The organism is Variovorax sp. LARHSF232, assembly GCF_052871435.1.
In genome coordinates this window covers 42,117-64,347 of sequence record NZ_JBIXJS010000007.1, presented here as the reverse complement: position 1 = coordinate 64,347, position 22,231 = coordinate 42,117, and the positions used below count along the sequence as shown (strand labels likewise).

Genomic DNA, 22,231 nt, shown 5'->3' with positions numbered 1-22,231 from the left:
CGCTCGCCGCGCCGGGGGCAGGGGCTGAACAGCACACCAACCTGGCAGCAGGCCGGGCGCCGGCCGGCCGCATGAAGCTGCTGCTCTACGGCATCAACTTCGCGCCCGAAATGACCGGCATCGGCAAGTACACCGGCGAGATGGCGCAGTGGCTGGCGGCCAAGGGTCATGAGGTGCGCGTCGTCACGGCGCCACCCTACTACCCCGCCTGGGCCGTGTGGCAGGGCTACAGCGCGAAGCGCTACACGCGCGAGCAGTGGCACGGGGTCGAGGTGCTGCGTGCGCCGCTGTGGGTGCCGCGCAAACCCACCGGCTTGCGCCGCCTGCTTCATTTGGGCAGCTTCGCGCTCACCAGCCTGCCCTCCCTGTTCGGCCAGTGGCGTTGGCGGCCGGATCTCGTGTGGGTGGTGGTGCCGGCCTTTGCCTGCACGCCCGGAGCGTTGGCGCTGGCGCGGCTCGCCGGCGCCAAAGCCTGGCTTCACATCCAGGACTACGAAGTCGACGCCGCCTTCGAACTGGGCCTGCTCAAGGGCGGCCGGCTGCGTGCCTGCGTCACCTGGGCCGAAAGCTGGCTGCTGCGCCGTTTCGACCGGGTCTCGACGATCTCCCAACGCATGCTCGATCGGGCGCGCAGCAAGGGGGTGGACGGCGCGCGGCTCGCGCATCTGCCCAACTGGGTCGACGTATCCGCGGTACGACCCTGGACGCAGGCCAGCAGCTACCGCGAGCAGCTTGGCATCGCCCAGGATGCGGTGGTGGCGCTCTATTCCGGCAACATGGGCGCAAAGCAGGGCCTGGAAGTGCTGGCCGAGGCGGCTGCCTTGCTGCGCCACCAGTCCTCGATCCAGTTCGTCTACTGCGGCGACGGCGTCGGGCGCGAAGCGCTGGTGCAAGGCTGCGCGGGCCTGTCCAATGTGCGCTTTCTGGATCTGCAGCCGGCAGAGCGCCTACCCGAACTGCTCGGCCTGGCCGACATCCACCTGCTGCCGCAGCGCGCCGATGCCGCAGACCTGGTGATGCCCTCCAAGCTCACCGGCATGCTCAGCAGCGGCCGGCCGGTGGTCGCTGGTGCGCGGCCTGACACCGAACTAGGACAGGTGGTGGCGAACTGCGGAATGCTGGCGGTCCCCGACGATGCCGCTTCCTTTGCAGCCGCCGTCGAATCGCTGGCGGCGCAACCAGACTTGCGCCAGACGCTGGGGCGCCGCGCACGCGCGTGGGCAGAGGAGAAGCTTGCGCGTGATGCCGTCTTGAGTCACTTCGAGCAAGCCCTGCAGGATTGCATCGCCGGCGGCCGGCGATAGGCACCACCTGCCGCGCCGGATACCTACTGGTTCTCGGGCAGGATGCTCTCGTAGTTGTAGCTGGTCTGGCGATAGCGGCCGTAGCTGCCGTACGAGCGGCGTTTGGTATCGATCCCATTGAGCAGCACGCCGGCAGCCGTCTTGCCGCCCAGCGAGAGGCGGCGCGTGGCTTCCCTGAGTTCGCCCATGGTCGAAAGATCGGCCCGCGCCACCAGCAGCACGGTGCCGGCATGCACTGCGATCGACGAGGTATCGGAAGCCACCAGCACAGGCGGCGTGTCGATCACGACGAAGTCGTACTGCTCCGACAGGCGCTGCATGGTGTTGGTGAAGGAATCGGAGGTCAGCAGTTCCGCCGGGTTCGGCGGCAGCTGCCCGGTGGCCAGGAAGTCGAGGTTGGGCACCACCTGCCGGTGCACCGTCTGCTGCACCGTCAAGCTGCCGGCGATCAGCTCGGACAAGCCGCCATGGCGCTGCAGCCCGAGGTACTGATGCAGGTGTCCGCGCCGCAGATCGGCGTCGATCATGAGCGTCTTCTTGCCGGACGCGGCCAGCAGCGCAGCGAAATTGGCGGTGACAAAGCTCTTGCCCACCCCCGGCGTCGCGCCGGTGATCAACACGCGGTTGCTGGGCGCCTCGAGCATGGCGAACTGCATGGCAGTGCGCAGGCTGCGCATGCTTTCGACCGTGGGATCGTCCGGGTGCTCGATGGCCAGCAGGCGCACCCCGGTGGCGCCGGTCAGGCGGCGCTGTGCGATCGCGTTCTGCTGCGCACTGATCGGAATGGTGGAGAACACGGCCAGGCCAGTGTTCGATTCGACCTCGTGCGGATCGCGGATGCGCTGCTCGACCAGCATGTTGCGCACCAGCGCGGCCACCACGCCGAGGAACAAGCCCAACGCCAGGGCCGCGGAGACGATGACTTTGCGCTGCGGCTTGATCGGCAGCTGCGGCTCCACGGCCTGGTCGAGCACGCGCACATTGCCCACCTTCCCTTCCTTGACCAGGCGCAGCTGCATGGCGTTGTTCAAGAGGGACTGATAGAGCTCGGTGTTGACCTTGACGTCGCGCTCCATCCGCACTGCTTCCTGCTGCGCGGCGGGCAAGGCCTTGATGCGCGTCGTGATCTCGCCCAGGTTGCTCTTGAGGGATGCGATCTGGGCGTCGAGCGTCTGCACCGCCGGATGCGCCGAGGTGAAGCGCGCCTCCAGTTCGGTACGGCGTTGCTGCGCGTCCAAGAGCTTGGTCTGCCGGTCGACCGCCTGTCCCAGCGCCAGCGTCGCTTCCTCGGTAAAGGACACGGTGCCCTTCTGGTTGCGATAGCGGTTGTAGACCTCTTCGGACTGCTCCAACTGGCGCTTGAAGGCCGGCAGCTGCACGTCCAGGAAGCCCAGCGCCTTCTGGGCCTCGGCGGCGCGCCGCTCGACGTTCTGGCGCACGTATTGCGCGCCGATGGCATTGAGCACCTTGACCAACTGCGAGGCATTGGCGCTTTGCAGGTTCACGTTGATGATGCCGGACTGCTTGCCGCGCTCGACCAGCGACAGGCCCGATTGCAGATTCGCGATGGTGGCCTGCCGCGACACGCGCGTGACGTGGTACTCCGCCCTCGGCTTGCCCCGCAAATCATCGATCAGAAGCTCGAGCGGCCCGTCTGGCGTTTCGGCCTTGAGCACTCTGCCGACCTGGCCCGTGAGCGGTTCTGCCAGGCGCGCGCTGCGCAAGGTGTACCGGCCTTCACCCTGCGCGGTCACGATGAACTGCGCGCCTTCCAGCGGCGGCGGAAGCTCGAAGCGCGGCACCGAAATGCGCTCGGTGCCGGTCACGTAGCCGGACATGCCCAGGAAGCCGGGCTCCGACAGCTCGGTGGCGCGGCGCGCCAGCCAGCCGCCGACATAGGGTGCGTAGCGCGGCACCGCGTCGATGTACAGCCGGGTGGCGTCCACGGCTTCGCCGATCACCGAACGCGAGCGGATGATTTCCATCTCGGCGGTGGCCGGCGTCTTCAGGTCGAACAGCGTGCTGGCTTCGCCCAGCACGTTCCTGGAGGCACCTTCGGAGTCCTCGACCTGCACCACCAGGTTCGCTTCGTAGACCGGGCGCTGCAGCAGTGCGTACAGCACGCCCAAGGCCGTCACCACCACAGCAATGGTTGCGATCAGCCACTTGTTGAGGATCAATGCGTCCAGGTAGCGGCCCAGATCGACATCGCCCTGCGGGGCCGCGTCGGCCGCGATCGAACCGGAGGCCACCGGCCCGAGTCCCGAATGAGGCAGTTTGGATGTCATGTCTGGCTCGTCACCGGGCGTTGACCACCGACGTATACGCGGTGCTCGAAGGAATGATCAGGTTGACCACCCGGTTCCACATCACCAGCGGGACCGGGTCGACGAAAACCACGTCCTTGGGCTTGAGCGGAAAGCCGTCAGCCATGGCCAAGGCGGTCGCACTCGCGGCGTCCAGGTGGTAGATGGTGTAGCCGCCCTGCGGCTGGTTGCGGACCACGTAGATCTGCCGCGGATTGGAGGTGTTCAGATTGGCACCGCCCGCCTCGCTGAGGGCGTCGTTGAGGCTCAGGCGGCCGTTGCGCATCAGCATGGCCTGCGGCGTGACCACTTCGCCCATCACGACGACCTTGCGCTCATCGCGATTGCGCACAAAGACGATGTCGCCGTTTTGCAGCGGAATGCGCGACGGATCGACGCCGGCTTCCGCCAGCCGCATCAGATCGATCGAGGTGGTGACGCCCTTGCGCGTGAGCGTGACGTAGGAGCGGTCGCCGCTCGGCGCGATGCCGCCCGCACGGTTGATGGCCTCCGGCAAGGTCATGGGAATATCGGTGATGACCTGCAGGCCCGGCACGCGCACTTCGCCTTCCACATAGGCGCGCTTGCTGCGGAAGGCCTCCACGCGCACCTGGATCTGCGGGTTCCTGAAGACCCGGCCCAGGCGCTGCGTCAGCGTGTCGGTGAGCTCCTGGAGGGTCATGCCGACGGCACGAATCGGGCCGGCGTAAGGAAAGCTCAGGATTCCACTGCTGGACACCATGAAACCCGGCGCCGGCGAGACGCTGGCCGGGTCGGCCACCGTTGTGGCGGGCGTCTGGCTGAACACCAGCTCGGGGTGGTCGTAGACGTAGATGCCAATGGTGTCGCCAACGCCGATCCGGTAGATCTCCGGCGCACCCAGCAAGGCCTGGATCTCCGGGCCGATGGGCCTGACCTCTTCCGAACGCATCTGCGCGATCAGCGCCGGCGTGATGGGCGTAATGGCGCCGTCGGGAGGCACGTCTGAACCGGCGCCGGGCAGCGCCGTCGATTTTTCGTTGCGTACCGAGTCGAAACCCGGGACGACAGCGCATCCCTGGAGCAACGCCCCAACGCACAGCAAGCACGCGCCATGTAGGTACAAGGACTTCAATGCCACCTCCGTAGCCAGCAAAAGCATTAATACTTTTGCAATCAGTTACGCAAATGTACAACCAAAGAATTCAGAAGGCCAGCTTACTTCTGAGCTATCCCTAATGGCTGGGATTTGGGGCGAAGAGGCGGTGCAGTCCTACGAGGAGAGGCCGGCTTCGGCGGCGCGCTTCCAGGCAGCGGCGGCCTGCTCCTTGTCGCCGCGCTCTTCCGCCAGCCGTGCCAGCGTCTGCCAGGCCTGGCGATGTAGGCCAACGTCCTGCAGGCCGAGGCCGGCCTGGGTCAGCAGTTGCTGCGCCTTGCCCCAGAGCTGGCGCTTCATGCAGGCCATGCCGGCCAGGTACTGCAGATTGGGGTCGCGCGGGTTGTTGCGCTGGGCGGCCTCGATGCGGGCCAGCCAGTCGGCATCGACCGAGTCGAGGCCGGCCTCCAGCACGCGCGCCAGTTTGACGCGCAGGCCGTCGCCCAAGCCGCGCGGATCGGCCACCATGCGCTCCCACACCGGCAGCAGCCAATTGCGCGCCATGCCCAGATCGCCACGCAACACCACTTGGCGCTGCGCCGCGTGAATGGCCACCTCGGGCATCTCGCGTTCTTCGACTTCGAGTTCGGCCCAGGCGCGCAGCAGCTGGCTCGCGTCATGCGCTTCCGACAGCAGATCGGTGGCCAGGCCGCGGATGATGCTGTGCGCCGCGGTGGGTGAAAAAGCCCGGTGCTTGGCCAGCAGGCGCGCGGTCTCCAGCGCCTCCAGGGTGCGCCGGTCCAGGCGCGCGGCCTTCAGGCGCAGCCGCAATGCCAGCGTGCGCCGCTGCGCGCCATGCGGCAGTTCCTTCAGGCGCGCCAGCGCCGTGGGCGCGTCGCGGTCCTGCAGCGCCCAATGGGCGGCGCGCAGCTGAACGCCTTCGCGCGTTTCGGGGCTGAGCAGCCCGGCGCGTTCCACGCTCTCGTTGAGCGCGTGCTGCAGATGCGCATCGCGCGCCGCCCGGTCCTGCAGGGCATGCGCGCTTTCGGCGCCCAGCAGGTGCGCCATGGTGCGTACCTGCTGCGCCTGCGGCAGTCTGGCATCGAGCCCGACCAGGGTGCGCTCCTGCACCAGCGCGGCTTGCGCCGCCTTGCCGGCACGCGAGAAGCGCCCGGCCAGCAATTGCGAAATGGCGTCCAGCAGGGAGGCGTGCAGGGCCCGCTCCTTCTGCTGCATGCGCCACTGGCGTGCCTGGCGCGGCAGCGAGAACAGCGCCGACAGGCCGCGCAGCGCCAGGTGCAGCACGACGAACAACGCTACCAGGCTCAGCAGCACCAAATTGAGAGAAAGATCGACCCGCCAGGGCGGCCAGAACACGGTGATCGTGCCCTGGTTGTTGCCGGCGAACAGGGCCACCGCGGCAGCGATGCCAAAAAGGGCCAGGAGCCAGAGTGCGGCGCGCATCGTCAGGGCCTGTTCACACTACTGACGGAGATCGCGTTGGCCCGCATTGGGGCTGGATGCAAGGCGCCCGTGCGCAGCAATGCTGAAGCATTGCAAGCGCGGGCAACGCCGCAGACGGCCCCAATGCGAGCCAACCCGAAGGGAAGGCATGCCAAAGCGGCCAACTCCGCGTTGCACGCCTTGCGTGTGCCAATGCACACGCGGCGTCGTGCGCCTTGATTTGTCCGCTTTGGCATGCCTTCGCGACTCCGTAAGTAGTGTGAACAGGCCCTAGCGTCCGGCAGCCGCTGCCGTCAATGCCGCCAGCGTCTCGTCGACATTGGGCGCGACGCTTTCCTTGATCTGCGCCTGCAATTGCTGCAGCAAGGTGGCGGCCGACTGGGTGCGGCGCGAACGCGGATCGAAGTAGCGGTTGACCGCGGTGGTGACCGCCGCCAGCTCGTTGCGGGCGGTATCGACCTGGCGCGACAGCAGGGCCAGACGCACGTTGAGCAGCTTGAGCTTGAGGTTCTCACGCAGGAAGAACACCTGTTCGGGCGCAACCAGCACCGCCTCCGGGCGGTCGACGCGACCGACCCGCACCAGCGAGCGTGCCTCCTGCCTCACGGCCGCCAGCACGCGCTGCCACCACGGGGCATCGGCCGGCAGGCTTTCGCTGGGCCACAGGCTGGTGCCGGTCTGGGTGGCCACCGCGTTGAGCGTCGGCAGGTCGTCGACCAGGCGCATCAGGTCATCGAGCTTGTGCAGCGCGTCCGCGGTGTTGCCGTTGGAGCCGGACTGGATGCGATCGGCGTCGCGCGACAGGGCGCGCTGCAGCGGCATCAGCCGCGGCTGCGCCGAGCGCGCCACGCGCTGTTCGCCCACTTTCAGCGCGGCCAGAAGCGGCTCGACGTTGCCGGTGACCTGCGCTTGCTGAAAGCCCAGGCGCACGGCCGATTCGATGTCGACCACCAGGTTCTCGTCACGCGAGCGCGACAGGCTTTGCATCAGTTCTTCGAGTTGAGCGCGCTGCAGCGCAAGTTCGGCCACCCGCGTTTCCGTCAGCGCCACCTTGGCTGCGGCATCGCGCACCGTCTCGCTGGCCTGGCGCGCCAGGGTGCGCGCCTCGCCGGCCTGCGCCAGCGCATCCGCGCTCTGGCGTGCCAGCTGCTCCTGCATGCCGCTGACCTTCTGCCACAGCGCGATCACGAGCAGCAAGGCGGCGAAGGCCACCGCGATCAACACCCCGAGCGCGATGCGAGACGCGGCGTGGGACATCGAATTCGACGCTGCGGGCGCGGGCGCGGCAAGAGGGACCGGTGCTCGCTCGCCGTGATCCTGCATGGCTTCGTCGGTCGTGGTGGCAAGACTCATTGAAAGGATTCTATAGACGCTACCAAAGCGCCCAACTCCGAATTCGAGTGAAGAACCTGGCCGAAGCCGGCGGCCCGGGCCGCTTGCGCGATGCGCGGGTGCGTGGCAACGGCGCGGGCCCCAGCCCAGCGGGCCTGCGGCAGCGTTTGCAGCAGATTGGCAATGGCCTGCGAGCTGCTGAACAGCCAGACCGAGCCATCGCCGGCGGCCGCCAGCGCCATGGCGCGCTGCGCCTCGTTCCAGTCCGGGGGGACGCGCCGATAGGCCACCACCGTGTCGTGGCTCGCACCGGCGGCAGCGATCTCCAGGGCCAGCCAGTCACGCCCGGCAGGCCGTCCATCGGTATCGCCGCCGCGCACGATCAGCACACGCGTTCCAGCGCCGAGCTGCGGCCGCACGATCTGCCAGAGGGCTTCGGAATCAAACTGGCCGGCGTCCTGCGCGGGCACGTCGATGCGTGCGTCGGGCACGCCGGCCGCGTGCAGCGCCGCCGCGGTGCCCGGGCCCGTGGCCCAGCAGCGCGGGCCTTGTTCCAACGGGCAGAATGCATCGCCGAAGAAATGCTGAACCGCCGCGGCGCTGACGAACATCCAGGCCTGGTAGTGGTCGGCCCTTTCGCGCGCCTCCCGCAACGCGCTGTCGTCCTGCAAGGGTTCAATGGCCAGCAAGGGAAGCGCCTGGGCATCGATGCCGCGCAGGCGCAGCGCCTCGACCCAGCGCGCCGCCTCGCGCTCTGGCCGGGTCACCAGAACGCGACACTGCATCATGCGGCCGGTCGCGCCCCGGCCTGGCGCAGCGCCTGTGCAGCCTGCTGGCCCAGCGCCTCGGCCTGCGCCGGCGTGCCGGCCTCGCCCTGCACCTGCACGCGCACCAGCGGCGCCTGCCCCTCGACTTCACCCCAGGCGGCGTCGACGCGAAGCTGTCCGCCCGGCTGCCAGCGCGCGTGCGCGGCCAGCGGCATGGAGCAACTGCCGCCCATGGCGCGGCTCACCGCGCGTTCGGCGGCGGTGGCCAGCGTGTCGCCCGCAGATGCCAGCGGTGCCAGCAGTTCAATCAGGTCGCTTCGCGACGCGCGCACCTCGATGCCCAGCGCGCCCTGGCCGGCCGCGGGCAGCATCTCGTCGACCTCGAAAATGGCGCGGATGCGGCCTTCCAGGCCCAGGCGCTTGAGGCCGGCGGCGGCCAGCACGATCGCGTCGTACTGGCCTTCATCCAGCTTGCGCAGCCGCGTGTCCAGGTTGCCGCGCAAGGGCTCGATGCGCAGATCGGGCCGCAGCGCGCGCAGGAGCACCATGCGGCGCAGGCTCGAAGTGCCGACCACGGCACCCTGCGGCAGATCGGCCAGGCGCTCGCAATTGGGCGACACCAGCGCGTCGCGCGGGTCTTCGCGTTCCAGCACGCAGGCCAGGGCAAAGCCGGACGGCAGTTCCATGGGAACGTCCTTGAGCGAATGCACCGCGATGTCGGCCCGGCCTTCTTCCAGCGCAAGCTCGAGCTCCTTCACGAACAGGCCCTTGCCGCCCACCTTGCTGAGCGAGCGGTCGAGGATCTGGTCGCCCTGGGTGGTCATGCCGAGCAGGCTGACGGCATGGCCGCGCGCTTCCAGCAAAGATTGAACGTGTCGCGCCTGCCACAAGGCGAGCCGACTTTCGCGCGTGGCGATCACGAGAGGGGTCAAAGCGTGTCTCCGGCGCTTAGAAAATGTGCATCGGATGCTAGCATGCTGCGTCGCAGCACCCGCGGCGAGGACGAGGAAACACGCGAAGTGAAAACTGGCAAAGACAAGAAGATTTCTCCCCCACGCCGCACCAAGCGCGCGGACAACGATGACCAGGCCCTGATCGCCGACATCCGCCTCCTGGGCCGGATCCTGGGCGACGTGATCCGCGAGCAGGAAGGCGATACCACCTACACCCTGGTCGAGAAGATCCGCACCCTGTCGGTGTCCTTCCGCCGCGATGCCGATCATTCCGCCGACCGCGCGCTGAAGAGCCTGCTCAAGGGCTTGAGCGCAGCGGAAACGGTGCGCGTGATCCGCGCCTTCACCTACTTCAGCCACCTGGCCAACCTGGCCGAAGACCGTCACCAGATCCGCCGCCGCACGGAAGCCGATCGCGCCGGCGAAAGCGCCGAAGGCAGCCTCGACGTGGCCCTGGCGCGCATCCGCAAGGCCGGCGTGTCGACCGAAGCCATCGTGCAATCGCTGGCGCACAGCTACCTCTCGCCGGTGCTCACCGCCCACCCGACCGAAGTGCAGCGCAAGAGCATCCTGGACGCCGAGCGCGGCATCGGGCAACTGCTGGTGGCGCGCGAGGACATCCTCCTGCGCCAGCGCCTGTGGGCCAGCCAGAGCGACGGCAAGACCGATGCACTGACACCGATCGAGCTGGCGCAGAACGAGGAACAGCTGCGCACCCGCGTCACCCAGCTGTGGCAGACGCGCCTCTTGCGCTTCTCCCGCCTGACGGTGGCCGACGAGGTGGAGAACGCGCTGAGCTACTACGAGGCCACCTTCCTGCGCGAGATCCCGCGCGTCTATGCCGACCTGGAACGCGCCCTCGGCCACGATGGCGTGGCGCCCTTCCTGCGCATGGGCCAATGGATCGGCGGCGACCGCGACGGCAACCCCAACGTCACCGCCGAGACCCTGCAATATGCGCTCAAGCGCCAGGCCGAGCTGGCCCTGCGCTACTACCTGACCGAGGTTCACTACCTGGGTGGCGAGCTGTCGCTGTCGGCGTTGCTGGTGGACATCACGCCCGAGATGCATTCGCTGGCCGAGCGTTCGCCCGACACCAGCGAGCACCGCCACGACGAGCCCTATCGGCGCGCCCTCACCGGCATCTACGCACGCCTGGCCGCCACCCTGCACGAGCTCACCGGCGGGCAGGCCGCGCGCCATGCGGTGGCGCCGCAAAATCCCTACGCGACGGCGGCCGAGTTCCTGGCCGACCTGAAGACCATCGAGGATTCGCTGCGCGAGAAGCATGGCGCGGCCCTGGTTGGCAACCGGCTGGCGCCGCTCGCGCGTGCGGTGGAGGTGTTCGGCTTCCACCTGGCCACGGTGGACCTGCGCCAGAGCTCGGACAAGCACGAGGCCGTGATCGCCGAGCTGCTGGCCACCGCCCGCATCGAGCCCAAGTACGCGGCGCTGGCCGAGGAGGCCAAGCAGACCTTGCTGCTGCGCCTGCTGGACGAGGCCCGGCCGCTGCGCGTGCCCGATGCCGACTATTCGCCGCTGGCCCGCAGCGAGCTGGCCATCTTCGCCGCGGCGCGCGCGGCCCGCGCCACCTATGGCGTGGAAGCGATCCGCCACTACATCATCAGCCACACCGAGACCGTGAGCGACCTGCTCGAGGCCCTGCTCCTGCAGAAGGAAGTGGGCCTGATGCGCGGCACGCTGGACGGCAACGCAGTGTGCGATTTGATCGTGGTGCCCCTGTTCGAAACCATCGACGACCTGCGCAATGCCGCCCCGATCGTGCGCGCCTTCTACCAGCTGCCCGGCATCGCCGCGCTGGTGCGCCGCTCGGGCGCCGAGCAGGACGTGATGCTGGGCTATTCGGACAGCAACAAGGACGGCGGCATCTTCACCAGCAACTGGGAGCTGTATCGCACCGGCGCCGCCCTGGTGGCCTTGTTCGACGAAATGGCGCGCGAGGCACCTGCCGGCCAGGCCGTGCGCCTGCGCATGTTCCATGGCCGCGGCGGCACCGTGGGGCGCGGCGGCGGCCCGAGCTACCAGGCCATCCTGGCGCAGCCGCCCGGCACCGTGCGCGGCCAGATACGCCTGACCGAACAGGGCGAGGTGATCGGCTCCAAGTACGCCAACCGCGAGATCGGCCGGCGCAACCTGGAGACCCTGGTCGCCGCCACCCTGGAAGCGACGCTGCTGCCTACTGCCAAGGCGGCGCCTGCCTCCTTCATGGCGGCGGCAGCCGAACTCTCGGCCGCCAGCATGGCGGCCTACCGCGAGCTGGTCTACGGCACGCCGGGCTTTGGCGACTACTTCTTCAGCTCGACGCCGATCCGCGAGATCGCCGAGCTCAACATCGGTTCTCGCCCGGCCTCACGCAACCCCAGCCACAACATCGAGGACCTGCGCGCGGTGCCATGGAGCTTCAGCTGGGGCCAATGCCGGCTCACCCTGCCGGGCTGGTATGGCTTCGGCTCCGGGGTGCAGAAGTTCCTGGAATCGGCCGGCAGCGCCGCGGCGCGCAAGGACCGCCAGGCCCTGCTGCAACGCATGTACGCCCAGTGGCCCTTCTTCCGTACCTTGCTGTCGAACATGGACATGGTGCTGGCCAAGAGCGATCTGGCGCTGGCCTCGCGCTATGCCGAGCTGGTGGAAGACCGCAAGCTGCGCAAGAAGGTCTACGCCATGATCGATGGCGAGTGGCACCGCACCTCCGAGGCGCTCAACCTGGTCACCGGCGCCAAGCAGCGGCTGGAAGGCAATGCCGACATGCAACGCTCGATCCGCTACCGCTTCCCCTACATCGATCCGCTGCACCACCTGCAGGTCGAGCTGATGCGGCGCTACCGCGCCGGCGACAGCGGCGAGCGGCTGCAACGCGGCATCCACATCTCGATCAACGGCGTCGCAGCCGGGCTGCGCAATACGGGCTGACTAGGGCCTGAACAGGCCTTAACCTCGATCGCTGCCGCGGCCGACGCCGACATAGCTGAAGCCGGCGTCGCGCATGGTCCAGGGCTCGTAGAGGTTGCGCCCGTCGATGACGACGGGTGCCTTCATGAGCGACTTCAGGCGCTCCAGGTGCGGGCTCTTGTAGGCCTTCCACTCGGTCACGATCACCAGCGCGTCGGCCGCTTCCGCCGCCTGCATCGGGCTGCCGGCAAAGTGGATGTTTTCCAAGAGCGCCGGCGCATCGGCGAAGTCGAGCGCCAGCACGCGCTGCGCCTCGCCCACCGCCACCGGGTCGTGCGCGGCGATGCGCGCGCCGGCGCGCAACAGGGCGCCGATGACCACGCGGCTGGGCGCCTCGCGCATGTCGTCGGTGTTGGGCTTGAAAGCCAGGCCCCACAGCGCAAAGCGGCGGCCGGCCAGGTTCTTGCCGAAGCGCTCGAAAATCTTGTCGACCAGCACCAGCTTCTGCACGTCGTTCACCGCCTCGACCGCCTTCAACACGTGCAGCTCCTGCCCGTATTCCTGCGCGGTGTGCGCCAGCGCCGCCACGTCCTTGGGAAAGCAGCTGCCGCCGTAGCCAGTGCCGGCGTACAGGAAGCTGTAGCCGATGCGCGGATCGGAGCCCATGCCCTGGCGCACCAGCTCGATGTCGGCGCCCACCCGGTCGGCCAGGTTGGCCAGCTCGTTCATGAAGCTGATTCGGGTGGCCAGCATGGCGTTGGCCGCGTACTTGGTGAACTCGGCCGAGCGCACGTCCATCACGCGGGTGCGCTCGTGGTTGCGGTTGAAGGGCGCGTAGAGCTTGCGCATGATGGCCAGCGCCTCGCGGCCGGGCTCGTCCTCGGACACGCCCAGCACGATGCGGTCGGGCCGCATGAAATCGTCGACCGCGGCGCCTTCCTTCAAAAATTCGGGGTTGCTGACCACGGCGAAGCCGATGTCGCCGCGGCCGCGCTTTTCAAGTTCTTCACGGATCACGGCCGCCACCTTGTCGGCGGTGCCCACCGGCACGGTGGACTTGTCGACCACCACCTTGAAGCTTTCCATGTGGCGGCCGATGTTGCGCGCCGCCGCCAGCACGTACCGCAGGTCGGCACTGCCGTCTTCGTCGGACGGCGTGCCCACGGCGATGAACTGCACGTCGCCGTGCCTGACGGCGGCCTGCACGTCGGTGGAGAAGATCAGGCGCTCGGCGGCCAGGTTCTGCTGCACCAGGTCGGCCAGCCCAGGTTCGTAGATCGGGATGTCGCCGCCGTTGAGCGTCGCGATCTTGGCCGGATCGAGGTCCAGGCAGAACACATGATTGCCCAGATCCGCCAGGCAGGTTCCAGTGACCAGTCCTACATAGCCGGTACCGATGATGGTGATGTTCATTGCGTGGACAAATGGGCGCTGCTCAGCTGGGCTTGGCGCCGGACAGTAGTTGATCGAAGTAGGCGATGGTCTTGGTCAGCCCCTCGTCGAGCTGTGTCTCGGGCGTCCAGCCGCCCAACCTTTCCTGCGCCAGCGAAATATCGGGGCGCCGCTGCTTGGGGTCGTCGGCCGGCAGCGGCATGCGCACCAGCTTACTGCGCGATCCGGTCAGTTCAATGACTTTGTTGGCCAGTTCCAACATCGAGAACTCGCCCGGATTGCCGATGTTGACCGGACCCGGGAAGTCGTCGCCGGTCGCCATCAGGCGCAGCATGGCCTCGACCAGGTCGTCCACGTAGCAGAAGCTGCGCGTCTGGTTGCCGTCGCCGTAGATGGTGATGTCCTGCCCGCGCAGCGCCTGCACGATGAAGTTGGACACCACCCGCCCGTCGTTGGTGTGCATGCGCGGGCCGTAGGTGTTGAAGATGCGCGCCACCTTGATGCGCAGCTTGTGCTGGCGGTAGTAGTCGAAAAACAGGGTCTCGGCGCAGCGCTTGCCTTCGTCATAGCAGCTGCGGATGCCGATCGGGTTGACGCGGCCCCAGTACTGCTCGACCTGCGGATGGATCTCAGGATCGCCGTAGACCTCGCTGGTGGAGGCCTGCAGGATCTTGGCGCGCACCCGCTTGGCCAGGCCCAGCATGTTGATGGCGCCGTGCACGCTGGTCTTGGTGGTCTGCACCGGGTCGTGCTGGTAGTGGATCGGCGAGGCCGGGCAGGCCAGGTTGAAGATCTCGTCGACTTCCACATAAAGCGGAAAGGTCACGTCGTGGCGCATCAGTTCGAACTGCGGGTGCATGAGCACGTGCTCGATGTTGCGCTTGGTGCCGGTGAAGAAGTTGTCCACGCACAGCACGTCGTGGCCCTGGGCCAGCAGGCGGTCGCACAGGTGGCTGCCGAGAAAACCGGCGCCGCCGGTCACGAGGATGCGTTTGGACGGGTTGTATTGGCGCATGGGGTGCTCGCTTCCAAAGTCGAGGAGGTTTCTTGTTTCTTCGTGCGCAACTCGTAGATCTTGGCATCCACCAGCATGCGGAACCACAAAGCCTGGAAAAAGGCGAAATAGAAGCCCGGCTTGCCATCCAGGAAGCCCAGGCGCAAAACGTAGCGATAAAAGAAGTAGCTGATGGCGCGCAGGCCGATCGGCAGGCGGTAGTACAGCTGCTTGATGAAGCGGGTGCGCTCGCGCGCATCGCCCCAAAGGCGCGGCTGCAGCACGTCGTCGCCGGCCAGTTGCGGCCCGGACTTTTCCCTTGCCTCGGAATCGCTCCAGCGGTTGTGCCGGCCGATCCAGTCGGAAAGCGCCAGCGCGTTCTTGTCGTGCATGAAGCCGGCCAGGCGTGCGCTGCGGCGCTTCGCACCGACCAGAATGAAGTGCTGGTCGTAAAGGCGCGCCTCGCAGCGCCCGGCGCCGCTGCGAAACAGCCGCAGGTGCCACGGGTTGACGCCGGAAAAGCGCAGCATCTTTCCCATGAAGTAGTCGCGCCGGCGCAGCATGTAGGCGTCGTGCCGGGCGCCGCCGGCCAGCAGCGCACGCATTTCATGCACGGCCGTGTCGTCCAACACCTCGTCGGCATCCAGGTGCAGCTGCCAGGCGAATTGACCCTCGACCTGGGCGATGGCCCAGTTGCGCTGGTCGCTGTAGTTGCTGAAGGGGCGTTGCACCACGCGGCAGCCCATCTCGGCCAGGATCTGCGCGGTGCCGTCGGTGGAGCCGGAATCGACCGCATACACATGCGGGCTCACGCGCAGGGCCGCTGTCACCGTCTCGCGGATGATGCCGGCCGAGTTGAAGGTGAGCAGCACCACCACGCAGGTGCCTTGCGTGCCGGTGTCGGATGTCGGGTTGGAATCGTTCATGTCTGGCGACGACGTTTGCGGATCGGCTGGGCCGGATTGCCCGAGTAGATGGTCCAGGGCTCGAGTTCGCCGAAGGCCACCGCCCGCGCGCCCAGCACCGCGCCTTCGCCGATGCGCGCGCCGGGCCCGACAAAGGCCTCGGCGGCGATCCAGGCCTTGGCGCCGATGTGGATGGGCTTGGCCACCAGCTGGAATTCCTGCGAATCGCAGTCGTGCGTGCCCGCGCATAGATGCGCGCCCTGGGAGACCAGCACGTCGGCACCGACCGAGATGGCGCCCATGCAGTAGACGTTGACGCCCGGCCCGATCACCGCCCGCTCGCCCATCTCCAGATGGGCCGGAAACCAGACGCGAGCACTGGCCCGCACGTCGCTGTCCTGCCCCATGCGGGCACCGAAGCAGCGCAACAGAAAGCGGCGCCAGGGGGCCAGCTGGCGTGGCGTCCAGGCGGCGCAGAGCAGCCAGACGCCGAGCCAGGCGGCGCGCACCAGGCGGTTCTCCAAAGAGAAGCTCGGCCCTCCCTGGGCGGGCGCCGATTCGCGGGCATCAAGAATGGTCACCGGTGTTGCAAGAAATGAAGAAGAAAGACCTACCCACCAAGGGTCTCGCACTGCAACATGTCTTGTCAACACAATTTCTTACATAGGCCCTTCGCCATGTGCCGGGAAAAGACCGCCCCATACGCGATGAAGCGCGGAAGCGGATACCAGCCCCGCACCGGGGAACCGGCTCCGCCGGGCCCCAGGTGAGGTCGCCCCCTCGGGGGGTGGCGAATTACATGGAGCGAAGCGGAATGAAAAGCCGGGGGGCCCTCACTCCCCCAGCAGCTCGCCGACCGCCTGCAGGTCTTCCACCCGGTCGCACACGGCCTTGATCACCATCAGCACCGGCACCCCCAGCAGCAGCCCCCAGATGCCCCACAGCCAGCCCCAGAAGATGACACCGACGAACACCGCCACCGGGTTCATGCGACTGGTGCGGCTGGTGAGCCAGGGGGTGAGCAGGTTGCCCACCAGGGTGTGGATCAGGAGCGAGGCCCCGCCCACCGCCAGCGCCATCTCGATACTGTTGAACTGCAGGAAGGCCACCAGGGCCGAGGCGGCCATCACGATCACCGAGCCCACGTAGGGGATCAGGTTGGTCACGGCGGCGATGATGCCCCACACCGCCGCGTTCTCCAGGCCCAATGCCCAGAAGGCGAGGCCGGTGGCCAGGCCCACGATCGCGCTGGTCAGGATCTGCACCAAGAGGTAGCGCTCGATCTGGCCGGTGATCTCGTCCAGCACCTTCACCGTGATCCTCTTCTTCTGCAGGCTGGGCCCGGCCATGCGCACGAGCTTGCGCCTGAAGGTGTCGCCCGAGCACAGGGCGAAGTAGGTCAGGAAGGCGATCAGGGTGAGCTGGCCGATCGCTGTAAGCAGGCCCAGGGTGCCGCTCACCAGGTAGTCGCGCACATTGAAGCCCGGCCGCTCGATCAACACCCGCGTCACGCCGCGCGGCGTCGTGACCTTGGCCGCGTTCTCCTGCGCTGCCTGTTCCAGTTGCGTGGCGGCTTTCTGCACGGTGTCCAGCGGGCTGGGCGCCGTCGATTTGGTGCGCACCGCCTGGCGCACCTTTTGCGCCGCCGCCGGCAATGCGTCGAGCAGCTGCGAGGCGCTGTCCGACAGCGAATAGCCGGTCCAGCCCAGCCCGCCGCCCAGCCCCAGCAGCACGACGGCCGCGCCGAGCCAGCGTGGCAGCCGCCATTGCTGGAGCTTGTCGACCAGCGGCGCCAGCGCGTAGGTGAGCATCAGGGTCAGCATCAGCGGAATGAAGACCTTCGCCGCCCAATGCAGCGTGAAGATGCCGGCCAGCACCGCCAGGAAGATCAGGGACGCGCTGCGCACGTCCACCGGCATGTGCAGCAGCAGGCGTTCCCGTTCCGGCTCAGGCGCCGGCGTGGCGGCCAGATCCTGCGGCGCCGGCTCGCTGGCCGGCGGCGTCGGCCCGGCTTCCGATGGCTGGCCCGGCTCGCTCATCACGATTCCTTGAGCACGTCGCGCACCGCGGCCAGCTGCCGGCGCGAGACCAGTACCGGCTCGCTGATGCCATGCAAGCGCAGCACCCAGCCCTCGGCGTCCTCGCCGCCCTCGTACTTTTCCAGGGCGCGGATGGCGTCGCGCGCCACCAGCGCATTGCGGTGCACCCGCACGAAGCGCCTGGGGTAGCGCTCCTCGAACTCGGCGAGCGAGCCATCCAGGATGTGGCTGCGCAAGGCGGTGCGCACCGTGAGGTACTTGAGCTCCGACTTGAGGTAGAGAACCTCCGCCAGCGGCACCCGCTCGGCGCGCCCCCGGTCCTGGATCAGGAGGCTTTCCTGCGGCGTTTCGCTCTGCTGGCTGCGCCGATCCTTCAGGAAGCGCTCGGCCTTTTGCAGCGCCTGGTGCAGTCGCTCGGCACGCACCGGCTTGGTCAGGTAGTCCACCGCTTCCAGCTCGAAGGCCGTGACCGCATGCGAGGCATGGGCGGTCACGAACACCACCGCCGGCGCATGCGCCAGGTTGCGCAGGGTGCGCACCAGCTCGACGCCGTCGATGCCGGGCATGCGGATGTCCACCAGCGCCAGGTCGAAGCCGCCCGCGTGCAGCAGGCGCAGCGCCTCTTCGCCATCGGCCGCTTCGGCCAGCACCTGCGCCCCGGGCGCACTGCAGTCACCCAGCAGGGTGCGCAGGCGTGATCGGGCGAGCGCTTCGTCGTCGACGATCAGGGTCCGCAGGGATGTACTCATTCTCTGTCTCTACTCCTTCTCCGGCGCCGGGATGTCGATGCGCACGCGGTAATTGTCCTGGTCCACGCCGGCGCGAAATTGCGCCTGCATGTCGTGCAGCAGGCGCAGCCGGTCGCGCACGTTCGCCAGTGCGATGCCGTGGCCGCGCGGCAAGGGCTGTTCGGCCCAGCGCAGCGGCGGCAGGGTATTGGTCACCTCGATCACCACCCGGCCGCCGCGCCGCTCGGTGCGGATTCGCAGCTTGCCACCTTTGGGGCTGGGCTCCACCCCGTGTTTCACCGCGTTCTCCACCAGCGGCTGCAGCAGCAAGGGCGGCAGCCGCGCACCGCTGGCCGCAACGTCCAGGTCCCACCGGATGCGCAGCCGATCGCCGAAGCGCACCTGCTCGATCGCCAGGTAGCGCTCGGCCAGGCTGATCTCGTCGGCCAGGGTAACCGAGTCGCGCGGGTCGGCCAGGGCCTGGCGGAACAGCTCGGCGAGGTCTTCCAGCATCGTCTCGGCCTTGGCCGGCTCTTCGCGCACCAGGGCGATGGCGCTGTTGAGGGTGTTGAACAGAAAGTGCGGCCGGATGCGCGACTGCAGGTCTTCCAGCCGCGCCGTGGTGGCCGCCGGCGTGCGGCCGCGCGCGCGCAGCACCAGCCAGCCCATGGCCACCAGCGCGAACAGCACCCCCGCCAGTGCACTGGCCACCCAGGGCGCTTTGCCCAGGGAACCGGTCAGCCGCAGCAGCCCGCAGCCATAAAGACCCGCCAGCGCGCCCAGCCCCGCACCGGCGGCCTGTTGCCAGGCGGGGCGCCAGCGCGCCAGGCGCTTGTGCAGGGCACACAGTGTCACCAGCCACAGCAAGGTGGCCGGCAGGGCGCCGCCGGTCAGGGTCGCGAGCTGCCCCAGCCAATCGGCCGGCGTGGTGGCCGCAAACAGGGCCAGCACGGCCAGCACCGCCTCCATGAAAAGCACGGCGCGCAGCACCACGCCCACCTGGCAAACGTCGAAGACGGCCGGCGGCGATGGCAATGGCGCCGCCGGCTCGCCGTCATCGGCAGACATGCGAAGGCGGGCGGCCGATAAAATCGACAGGTTGCGCACTTATACGGAAACACTGGGTGACAAAACCCATTATTGCCTCCCATGTCTGAAAACCAACTCGACAAGAAATCCGAAGCCTGGTCCGCCCTGTTCTCCGAACCGATGAGCGAACTGGTGCAGCGCTACACCGCCAGCGTGTTCTTCGACAAGCGCCTGTGGCAGGCCGACATCGAAGGCTCGCTGGCCCATGCCGCGATGCTGGCCGCCCAGAAAGTGATCGGCGAGCAAGACCTCGCCGCCATCCAGAATGGCATGAAGCAGATCCGCGAGGAAATCGAAAGCGGCCGCTTCGACTGGAAGCTGCAGCTGGAAGACGTGCACCTCAACATCGAGGCGCGCCTGACCCAGCTGGTGGGCGATGCCGGCAAGCGCCTGCACACCGGCCGCAGCCGCAACGACCAGGTGGCCACCGACGTGCGCCTGTGGCTGCGCGGCGAGATCGACCTGATCTCTGGCCTTTTGATCGACCTGCAGAAGTCGCTGCTGGCCCTGGCCGAGAAAAATATCGAGGTGATCCTGCCCGGCTTCACCCACCTGCAGGTGGCGCAGCCGGTGAGCTTCGGCCACCACATGCTGGCTTATGTGGAAATGTTCAGCCGCGACGCCGAGCGCATGCAGGACGTGCGCAAGCGCGTGAACCGCCTGCCGCTGGGCGCCGCCGCGCTGGCCGGCACCAGCTACCCGCTGGACCGCGAGCTGGTCGCCAGGACTTTGGGCATGGTGGATGAGAACGGGTCGCCCGTGGTCTGCCAGAACAGCCTGGACGCGGTGAGCGACCGCGACTTCGCCATCGAATTCACGGCCGCCGCCTCGCTGGCCATGGTGCACATCAGCCGCCTCTCCGAAGAGCTGGTGCTGTGGATGAGCCAGAGCTTCGGCTTCATCGACATCGCTGATCGCTTTTGCACTGGCTCGTCGATCATGCCGCAGAAGAAGAACCCCGACGTGCCCGAGCTGGCGCGCGGCAAGACCGGCCGCGTGGTGGGCCACCTGATGGGCCTGATCACCCTGATGAAGGGCCAGCCGCTGGCCTACAACAAGGACAACCAGGAAGACAAGGAGCCGCTGTTCGACACCGTCGACACGCTCAAGGACACGTTGCGCATCTTTGCCGAGATGGTGGGCGGCATCACCGTCAAGCCCGAGGCGATGGAAAAGGCAGCCCTGCGCGGCTATGCCACCGCGACCGACCTGGCCGACTACCTGGTGAAGAAGGGCCTGCCCTTCCGCGACGCCCACGAAACCGTGGCGCATGCGGTGAAGGCGGCCATCTCGCACCAGGTCGATTTGTCGGAGCTGCCGCTGTCGGTGCTGCAAGGCTTCCACCCGAGCATCGAGAAGGACGTGTTCAACGTGCTGTCGCTGCGCGGCTCGCTCAATGCCCGCAACGTGCTGGGCGGCACCGCACCGGCGCAGGTCAGGGCGCAGATCGTGCGCCACAAGAAGCGGCTCGGCTGAGGCCGGGCGCTTCGTGTTCTACGCCATCCCGCTCGAGAACAAACCAAGCTGGCGCAACCCACCGTGGCTCACGGTGCTGCTGATCCTCGTCAACCTTGCGGTGTTCTGGGGCCCGCAGCGCAACGAAGAGCGGGCGCTCGATCGCGCCGCGCACTATTACGTTCAAAGCGCACTGCCGGAGCTGGAGCTGCCGCCCTATGTCACCTGGCTGCAGGAGACGCGCTCGAAGCACGCGGCAACGGCGCGCCGCCTGCTGGCGCGCAAGGAATACGCGGCGCTGCTCGAAGGCCTGCAGAGCGACAAGGCGTTCCTGCACAAGCTGCAGGCCGACGCCGTCATCACCCCGGCCAGCCCGCACTTCGAGGAATGGAAGAGCGCGCGACGGCAGTACGAGGCGATGCTGCCCGCCCCCTTCACGCAACGCTGGTCGCAGGACTACAACGCAGACGCCGATTTCAAGCCCTGGACCTGGGTCACCGCCGCCTTCCTGCATGGCAGCACCGGCCACCTGCTGGGCAACATGCTGTTCCTGTTCCTCTTCGGCGCCTCGGTCGAACTGGCGCTGGGCCGCGGCAGCTACCTGTGCTTCTACGTTCTGGGCGCGGTCGGCGCGGCGGCGCTGGCAGCGTGGGCCTACACCGGCAAAGGCGGCTACGGGCTGGGCGCCTCGGGCGCCATCTCGGCACTGATGGGCATGTACGCGGTGATGTACCGGCTGCGGCGCATCCGCTTTTTCTACCAGCTCTTCTTCTACTTCAACTACGTCACCGCGCCGGCCCTGCTGCTGCTGCCGGCCTGGATTGCCAACGAGCTGCTGCAGCACTTCGTGGGTGGCCAAGGCATCGCCTACATGGCTCACCTGGGCGGTCTGCTGACCGGCGCCGCGCTGATGGCGGGCGCGATGGCACTGCGTCGCATCGAAGCGCCGAGAAGCGCAAAGAGTGATGAAGAGAGCGCGCAAGAGCGCTTCGAAGCCCATGTCGCAGCCGCCCGCCGGCTGACTGCCGAGATGAAGTTCGAGGCGGCCTGCGCGCAGTGGCGCTCGGCATCGACGCTGCGCCCCGACGACATCGAGTCCTTGAGGGCCTGGCTCAACATCGCACGGCTGCGCCCGGCGAGCGAAGACTTCCACCACGCCGCGCATCGCATCTTCCGGCTGGCGGCAACGGACGCCGACACACTCGAACTGCAGCATGCCAGCTACAAGACCTACCTCGAACAGGCCAAGCCCGGCATGCGATTGAACGCCGAGGACATGGCGCGGCTGTCCCGGCGCTTCACACGCGCACGCCAGTTCGACGATGCCGGCAAGCTCTGCCAGGCCTTGCTGAAAACGGCCCCCGCGCATCCGGACCTGGCCGACACCCTGTCGATCTACGCCTCGGGGTTACTCCATGCGGGCGAACGGGACAAGGCGCTGCGCCTGTTGCCCGATCTGCTGCGCCTGGCGCCCAACGACATGTCGACGCGTACGCTCCAGCGCGCCTGAAGGCAAAG

At 67.8% G+C, this 22,231-nt stretch carries 17 protein-coding genes; 4 read left to right on the top strand and 13 right to left on the bottom strand.

The genetic code is table 11. From position 1 onward, the window contains the following. Positions 1-71 precede the first annotated feature (71 nt). Positions 72-1,304 carry a WcaI family glycosyltransferase gene (locus ACIPRI_RS17950; protein WP_446623052.1) on the top strand — a complete coding sequence of 411 codons (1,233 nt, stop codon included), beginning with the start codon at positions 72-74 and terminating at the stop codon, positions 1,302-1,304. Positions 1,305-1,327: 23 nt separating this feature from the next. On the opposite strand, the gene ACIPRI_RS17945 is transcribed toward ACIPRI_RS17950, so the two are convergent. The 6 genes from ACIPRI_RS17945 to hemC all read right to left on the bottom strand — a co-directional run bounded on the left by ACIPRI_RS17945 (position 1,328) and on the right by hemC (position 9,180). Beyond that, complete coding sequence (locus tag ACIPRI_RS17945) at positions 1,328-3,592, bottom strand: polysaccharide biosynthesis tyrosine autokinase (protein WP_446622829.1); 2,265 nt, start codon at positions 3,590-3,592, stop codon at positions 1,328-1,330. A gap of 10 nt (positions 3,593-3,602) precedes the next feature. After that, positions 3,603-4,592, bottom strand: coding sequence for a polysaccharide biosynthesis/export family protein (locus ACIPRI_RS17940; protein ID WP_446622828.1), 990 nt, complete (start codon positions 4,590-4,592; stop codon positions 3,603-3,605). Between the two features lie 270 nt (positions 4,593-4,862). Beyond that, complete coding sequence (locus ACIPRI_RS17935) at positions 4,863-6,149, bottom strand: heme biosynthesis HemY N-terminal domain-containing protein (RefSeq protein WP_446622827.1); 1,287 nt, start codon at positions 6,147-6,149, stop codon at positions 4,863-4,865. A gap of 270 nt (positions 6,150-6,419) precedes the next feature. Next, positions 6,420-7,502 carry a uroporphyrinogen-III C-methyltransferase gene (locus tag ACIPRI_RS17930; protein WP_446622826.1) on the bottom strand — a complete coding sequence of 361 codons (1,083 nt, stop codon included), beginning with the start codon at positions 7,500-7,502 and terminating at the stop codon, positions 6,420-6,422. Beyond that, positions 7,499-8,269, bottom strand: a complete 771-nt coding sequence (locus ACIPRI_RS17925) for a uroporphyrinogen-III synthase (protein WP_446622825.1) — start codon at positions 8,267-8,269, stop codon at positions 7,499-7,501. Before ACIPRI_RS17925 ends, ACIPRI_RS17930 begins: the two co-directional genes overlap by 4 nt. Then, a complete protein-coding gene (gene hemC / locus ACIPRI_RS17920; protein WP_446622824.1) occupies positions 8,266-9,180 on the bottom strand; it encodes a hydroxymethylbilane synthase in 915 nt (304 codons plus the stop codon). Before hemC ends, ACIPRI_RS17925 begins: the two co-directional genes overlap by 4 nt. Before the next feature lie 42 nt (positions 9,181-9,222). Between hemC and ppc the strand changes: the two genes are divergently transcribed. Continuing rightward, on the top strand, positions 9,223-12,132 hold the full coding sequence (gene ppc, locus ACIPRI_RS17915) for a phosphoenolpyruvate carboxylase (protein ID WP_446622823.1): 2,910 nt from the start codon (positions 9,223-9,225) through the stop codon (positions 12,130-12,132). Positions 12,133-12,150: 18 nt separating this feature from the next. Here the strand turns inward: ppc and ACIPRI_RS17910 are convergent, their stop codons facing one another. The 7 genes from ACIPRI_RS17910 to ACIPRI_RS17880 form a co-directional block, all read right to left on the bottom strand. Further along, positions 12,151-13,524, bottom strand: a complete 1,374-nt coding sequence (locus ACIPRI_RS17910; protein ID WP_446622822.1) for a UDP-glucose dehydrogenase family protein — start codon at positions 13,522-13,524, stop codon at positions 12,151-12,153. A gap of 22 nt (positions 13,525-13,546) precedes the next feature. Further along, positions 13,547-14,518, bottom strand: coding sequence for a UDP-glucuronic acid decarboxylase family protein (locus ACIPRI_RS17905; RefSeq protein WP_446622821.1), 972 nt, complete (start codon positions 14,516-14,518; stop codon positions 13,547-13,549). Beyond that, the gene (locus tag ACIPRI_RS17900; protein WP_446622820.1) at positions 14,482-15,423 is read right to left on the bottom strand and encodes a glycosyltransferase family 2 protein; all 942 of its coding nucleotides are present in this window, start codon (positions 15,421-15,423) and stop codon (positions 14,482-14,484) included. The genes ACIPRI_RS17905 and ACIPRI_RS17900 overlap by 37 nt, the downstream gene beginning before the upstream one ends. Beyond that, a complete protein-coding gene (locus tag ACIPRI_RS17895; RefSeq protein ID WP_446622819.1) occupies positions 15,420-15,983 on the bottom strand; it encodes a putative colanic acid biosynthesis acetyltransferase in 564 nt (187 codons plus the stop codon). Before ACIPRI_RS17895 ends, ACIPRI_RS17900 begins: the two co-directional genes overlap by 4 nt. 252 nt (positions 15,984-16,235) lie before the next feature. Next, positions 16,236-17,441: an AI-2E family transporter gene (locus tag ACIPRI_RS17890; RefSeq protein WP_446622818.1), complete on the bottom strand. Its 1,206-nt coding sequence runs from the start codon at positions 17,439-17,441 to the stop codon at positions 16,236-16,238. Next, positions 17,441-18,190 carry a LytR/AlgR family response regulator transcription factor gene (locus tag ACIPRI_RS17885; RefSeq protein ID WP_446622817.1) on the bottom strand — a complete coding sequence of 250 codons (750 nt, stop codon included), beginning with the start codon at positions 18,188-18,190 and terminating at the stop codon, positions 17,441-17,443. The genes ACIPRI_RS17890 and ACIPRI_RS17885 overlap by 1 nt, the downstream gene beginning before the upstream one ends. 9 nt (positions 18,191-18,199) lie before the next feature. Continuing rightward, positions 18,200-19,237, bottom strand: coding sequence for a sensor histidine kinase (locus ACIPRI_RS17880; protein ID WP_446622816.1), 1,038 nt, complete (start codon positions 19,235-19,237; stop codon positions 18,200-18,202). Positions 19,238-19,318: 81 nt separating this feature from the next. Here ACIPRI_RS17880 and argH point away from each other — a divergent pair, with 81 nt between their 5' ends. Continuing rightward, the gene (gene argH / locus ACIPRI_RS17875; protein ID WP_446622815.1) at positions 19,319-20,734 is read left to right on the top strand and encodes an argininosuccinate lyase; all 1,416 of its coding nucleotides are present in this window, start codon (positions 19,319-19,321) and stop codon (positions 20,732-20,734) included. Positions 20,735-20,747: 13 nt separating this feature from the next. Beyond that, positions 20,748-22,223 carry a rhomboid family intramembrane serine protease gene (locus ACIPRI_RS17870; RefSeq protein ID WP_446622814.1) on the top strand — a complete coding sequence of 492 codons (1,476 nt, stop codon included), beginning with the start codon at positions 20,748-20,750 and terminating at the stop codon, positions 22,221-22,223. Positions 22,224-22,231: the final 8 nt, after the last annotated feature.

Excerpts from the sequence above, each read along its gene's own strand:
- ACIPRI_RS17935 (WP_446622827.1), bottom strand. The coding sequence starts at position 6,149 with ATGCGCGCCGCACTCTGGCTCCTGGCCCTTTTTGGCATCGCTGCCGCG.
- ACIPRI_RS17930 (WP_446622826.1), bottom strand. The coding sequence starts at position 7,502 with ATGAGTCTTGCCACCACGACCGACGAAGCCATGCAGGATCACGGCGAG.
- ACIPRI_RS17890 (WP_446622818.1), bottom strand. The coding sequence starts at position 17,441 with ATGAGCGAGCCGGGCCAGCCATCGGAAGCCGGGCCGACGCCGCCGGCC.
- ACIPRI_RS17925 (WP_446622825.1), bottom strand. The coding sequence starts at position 8,269 with ATGATGCAGTGTCGCGTTCTGGTGACCCGGCCAGAGCGCGAGGCGGCG.
- ACIPRI_RS17910 (WP_446622822.1), bottom strand. The coding sequence starts at position 13,524 with ATGAACATCACCATCATCGGTACCGGCTATGTAGGACTGGTCACTGGA.
- ACIPRI_RS17900 (WP_446622820.1), bottom strand. The coding sequence starts at position 15,423 with ATGAACGATTCCAACCCGACATCCGACACCGGCACGCAAGGCACCTGC.
- ACIPRI_RS17880 (WP_446622816.1), bottom strand. The coding sequence starts at position 19,237 with ATGTCTGCCGATGACGGCGAGCCGGCGGCGCCATTGCCATCGCCGCCG.
- ACIPRI_RS17885 (WP_446622817.1), bottom strand. The coding sequence starts at position 18,190 with ATGAGTACATCCCTGCGGACCCTGATCGTCGACGACGAAGCGCTCGCC.
- ACIPRI_RS17905 (WP_446622821.1), bottom strand. The coding sequence starts at position 14,518 with ATGCGCCAATACAACCCGTCCAAACGCATCCTCGTGACCGGCGGCGCC.
- ACIPRI_RS17945 (WP_446622829.1), bottom strand. The coding sequence starts at position 3,592 with ATGACATCCAAACTGCCTCATTCGGGACTCGGGCCGGTGGCCTCCGGT.
- ACIPRI_RS17950 (WP_446623052.1), top strand. The coding sequence starts at position 72 with ATGAAGCTGCTGCTCTACGGCATCAACTTCGCGCCCGAAATGACCGGC.
- ppc (WP_446622823.1), top strand. The coding sequence starts at position 9,223 with ATGCTGCGTCGCAGCACCCGCGGCGAGGACGAGGAAACACGCGAAGTG.
- argH (WP_446622815.1), top strand. The coding sequence starts at position 19,319 with ATGTCTGAAAACCAACTCGACAAGAAATCCGAAGCCTGGTCCGCCCTG.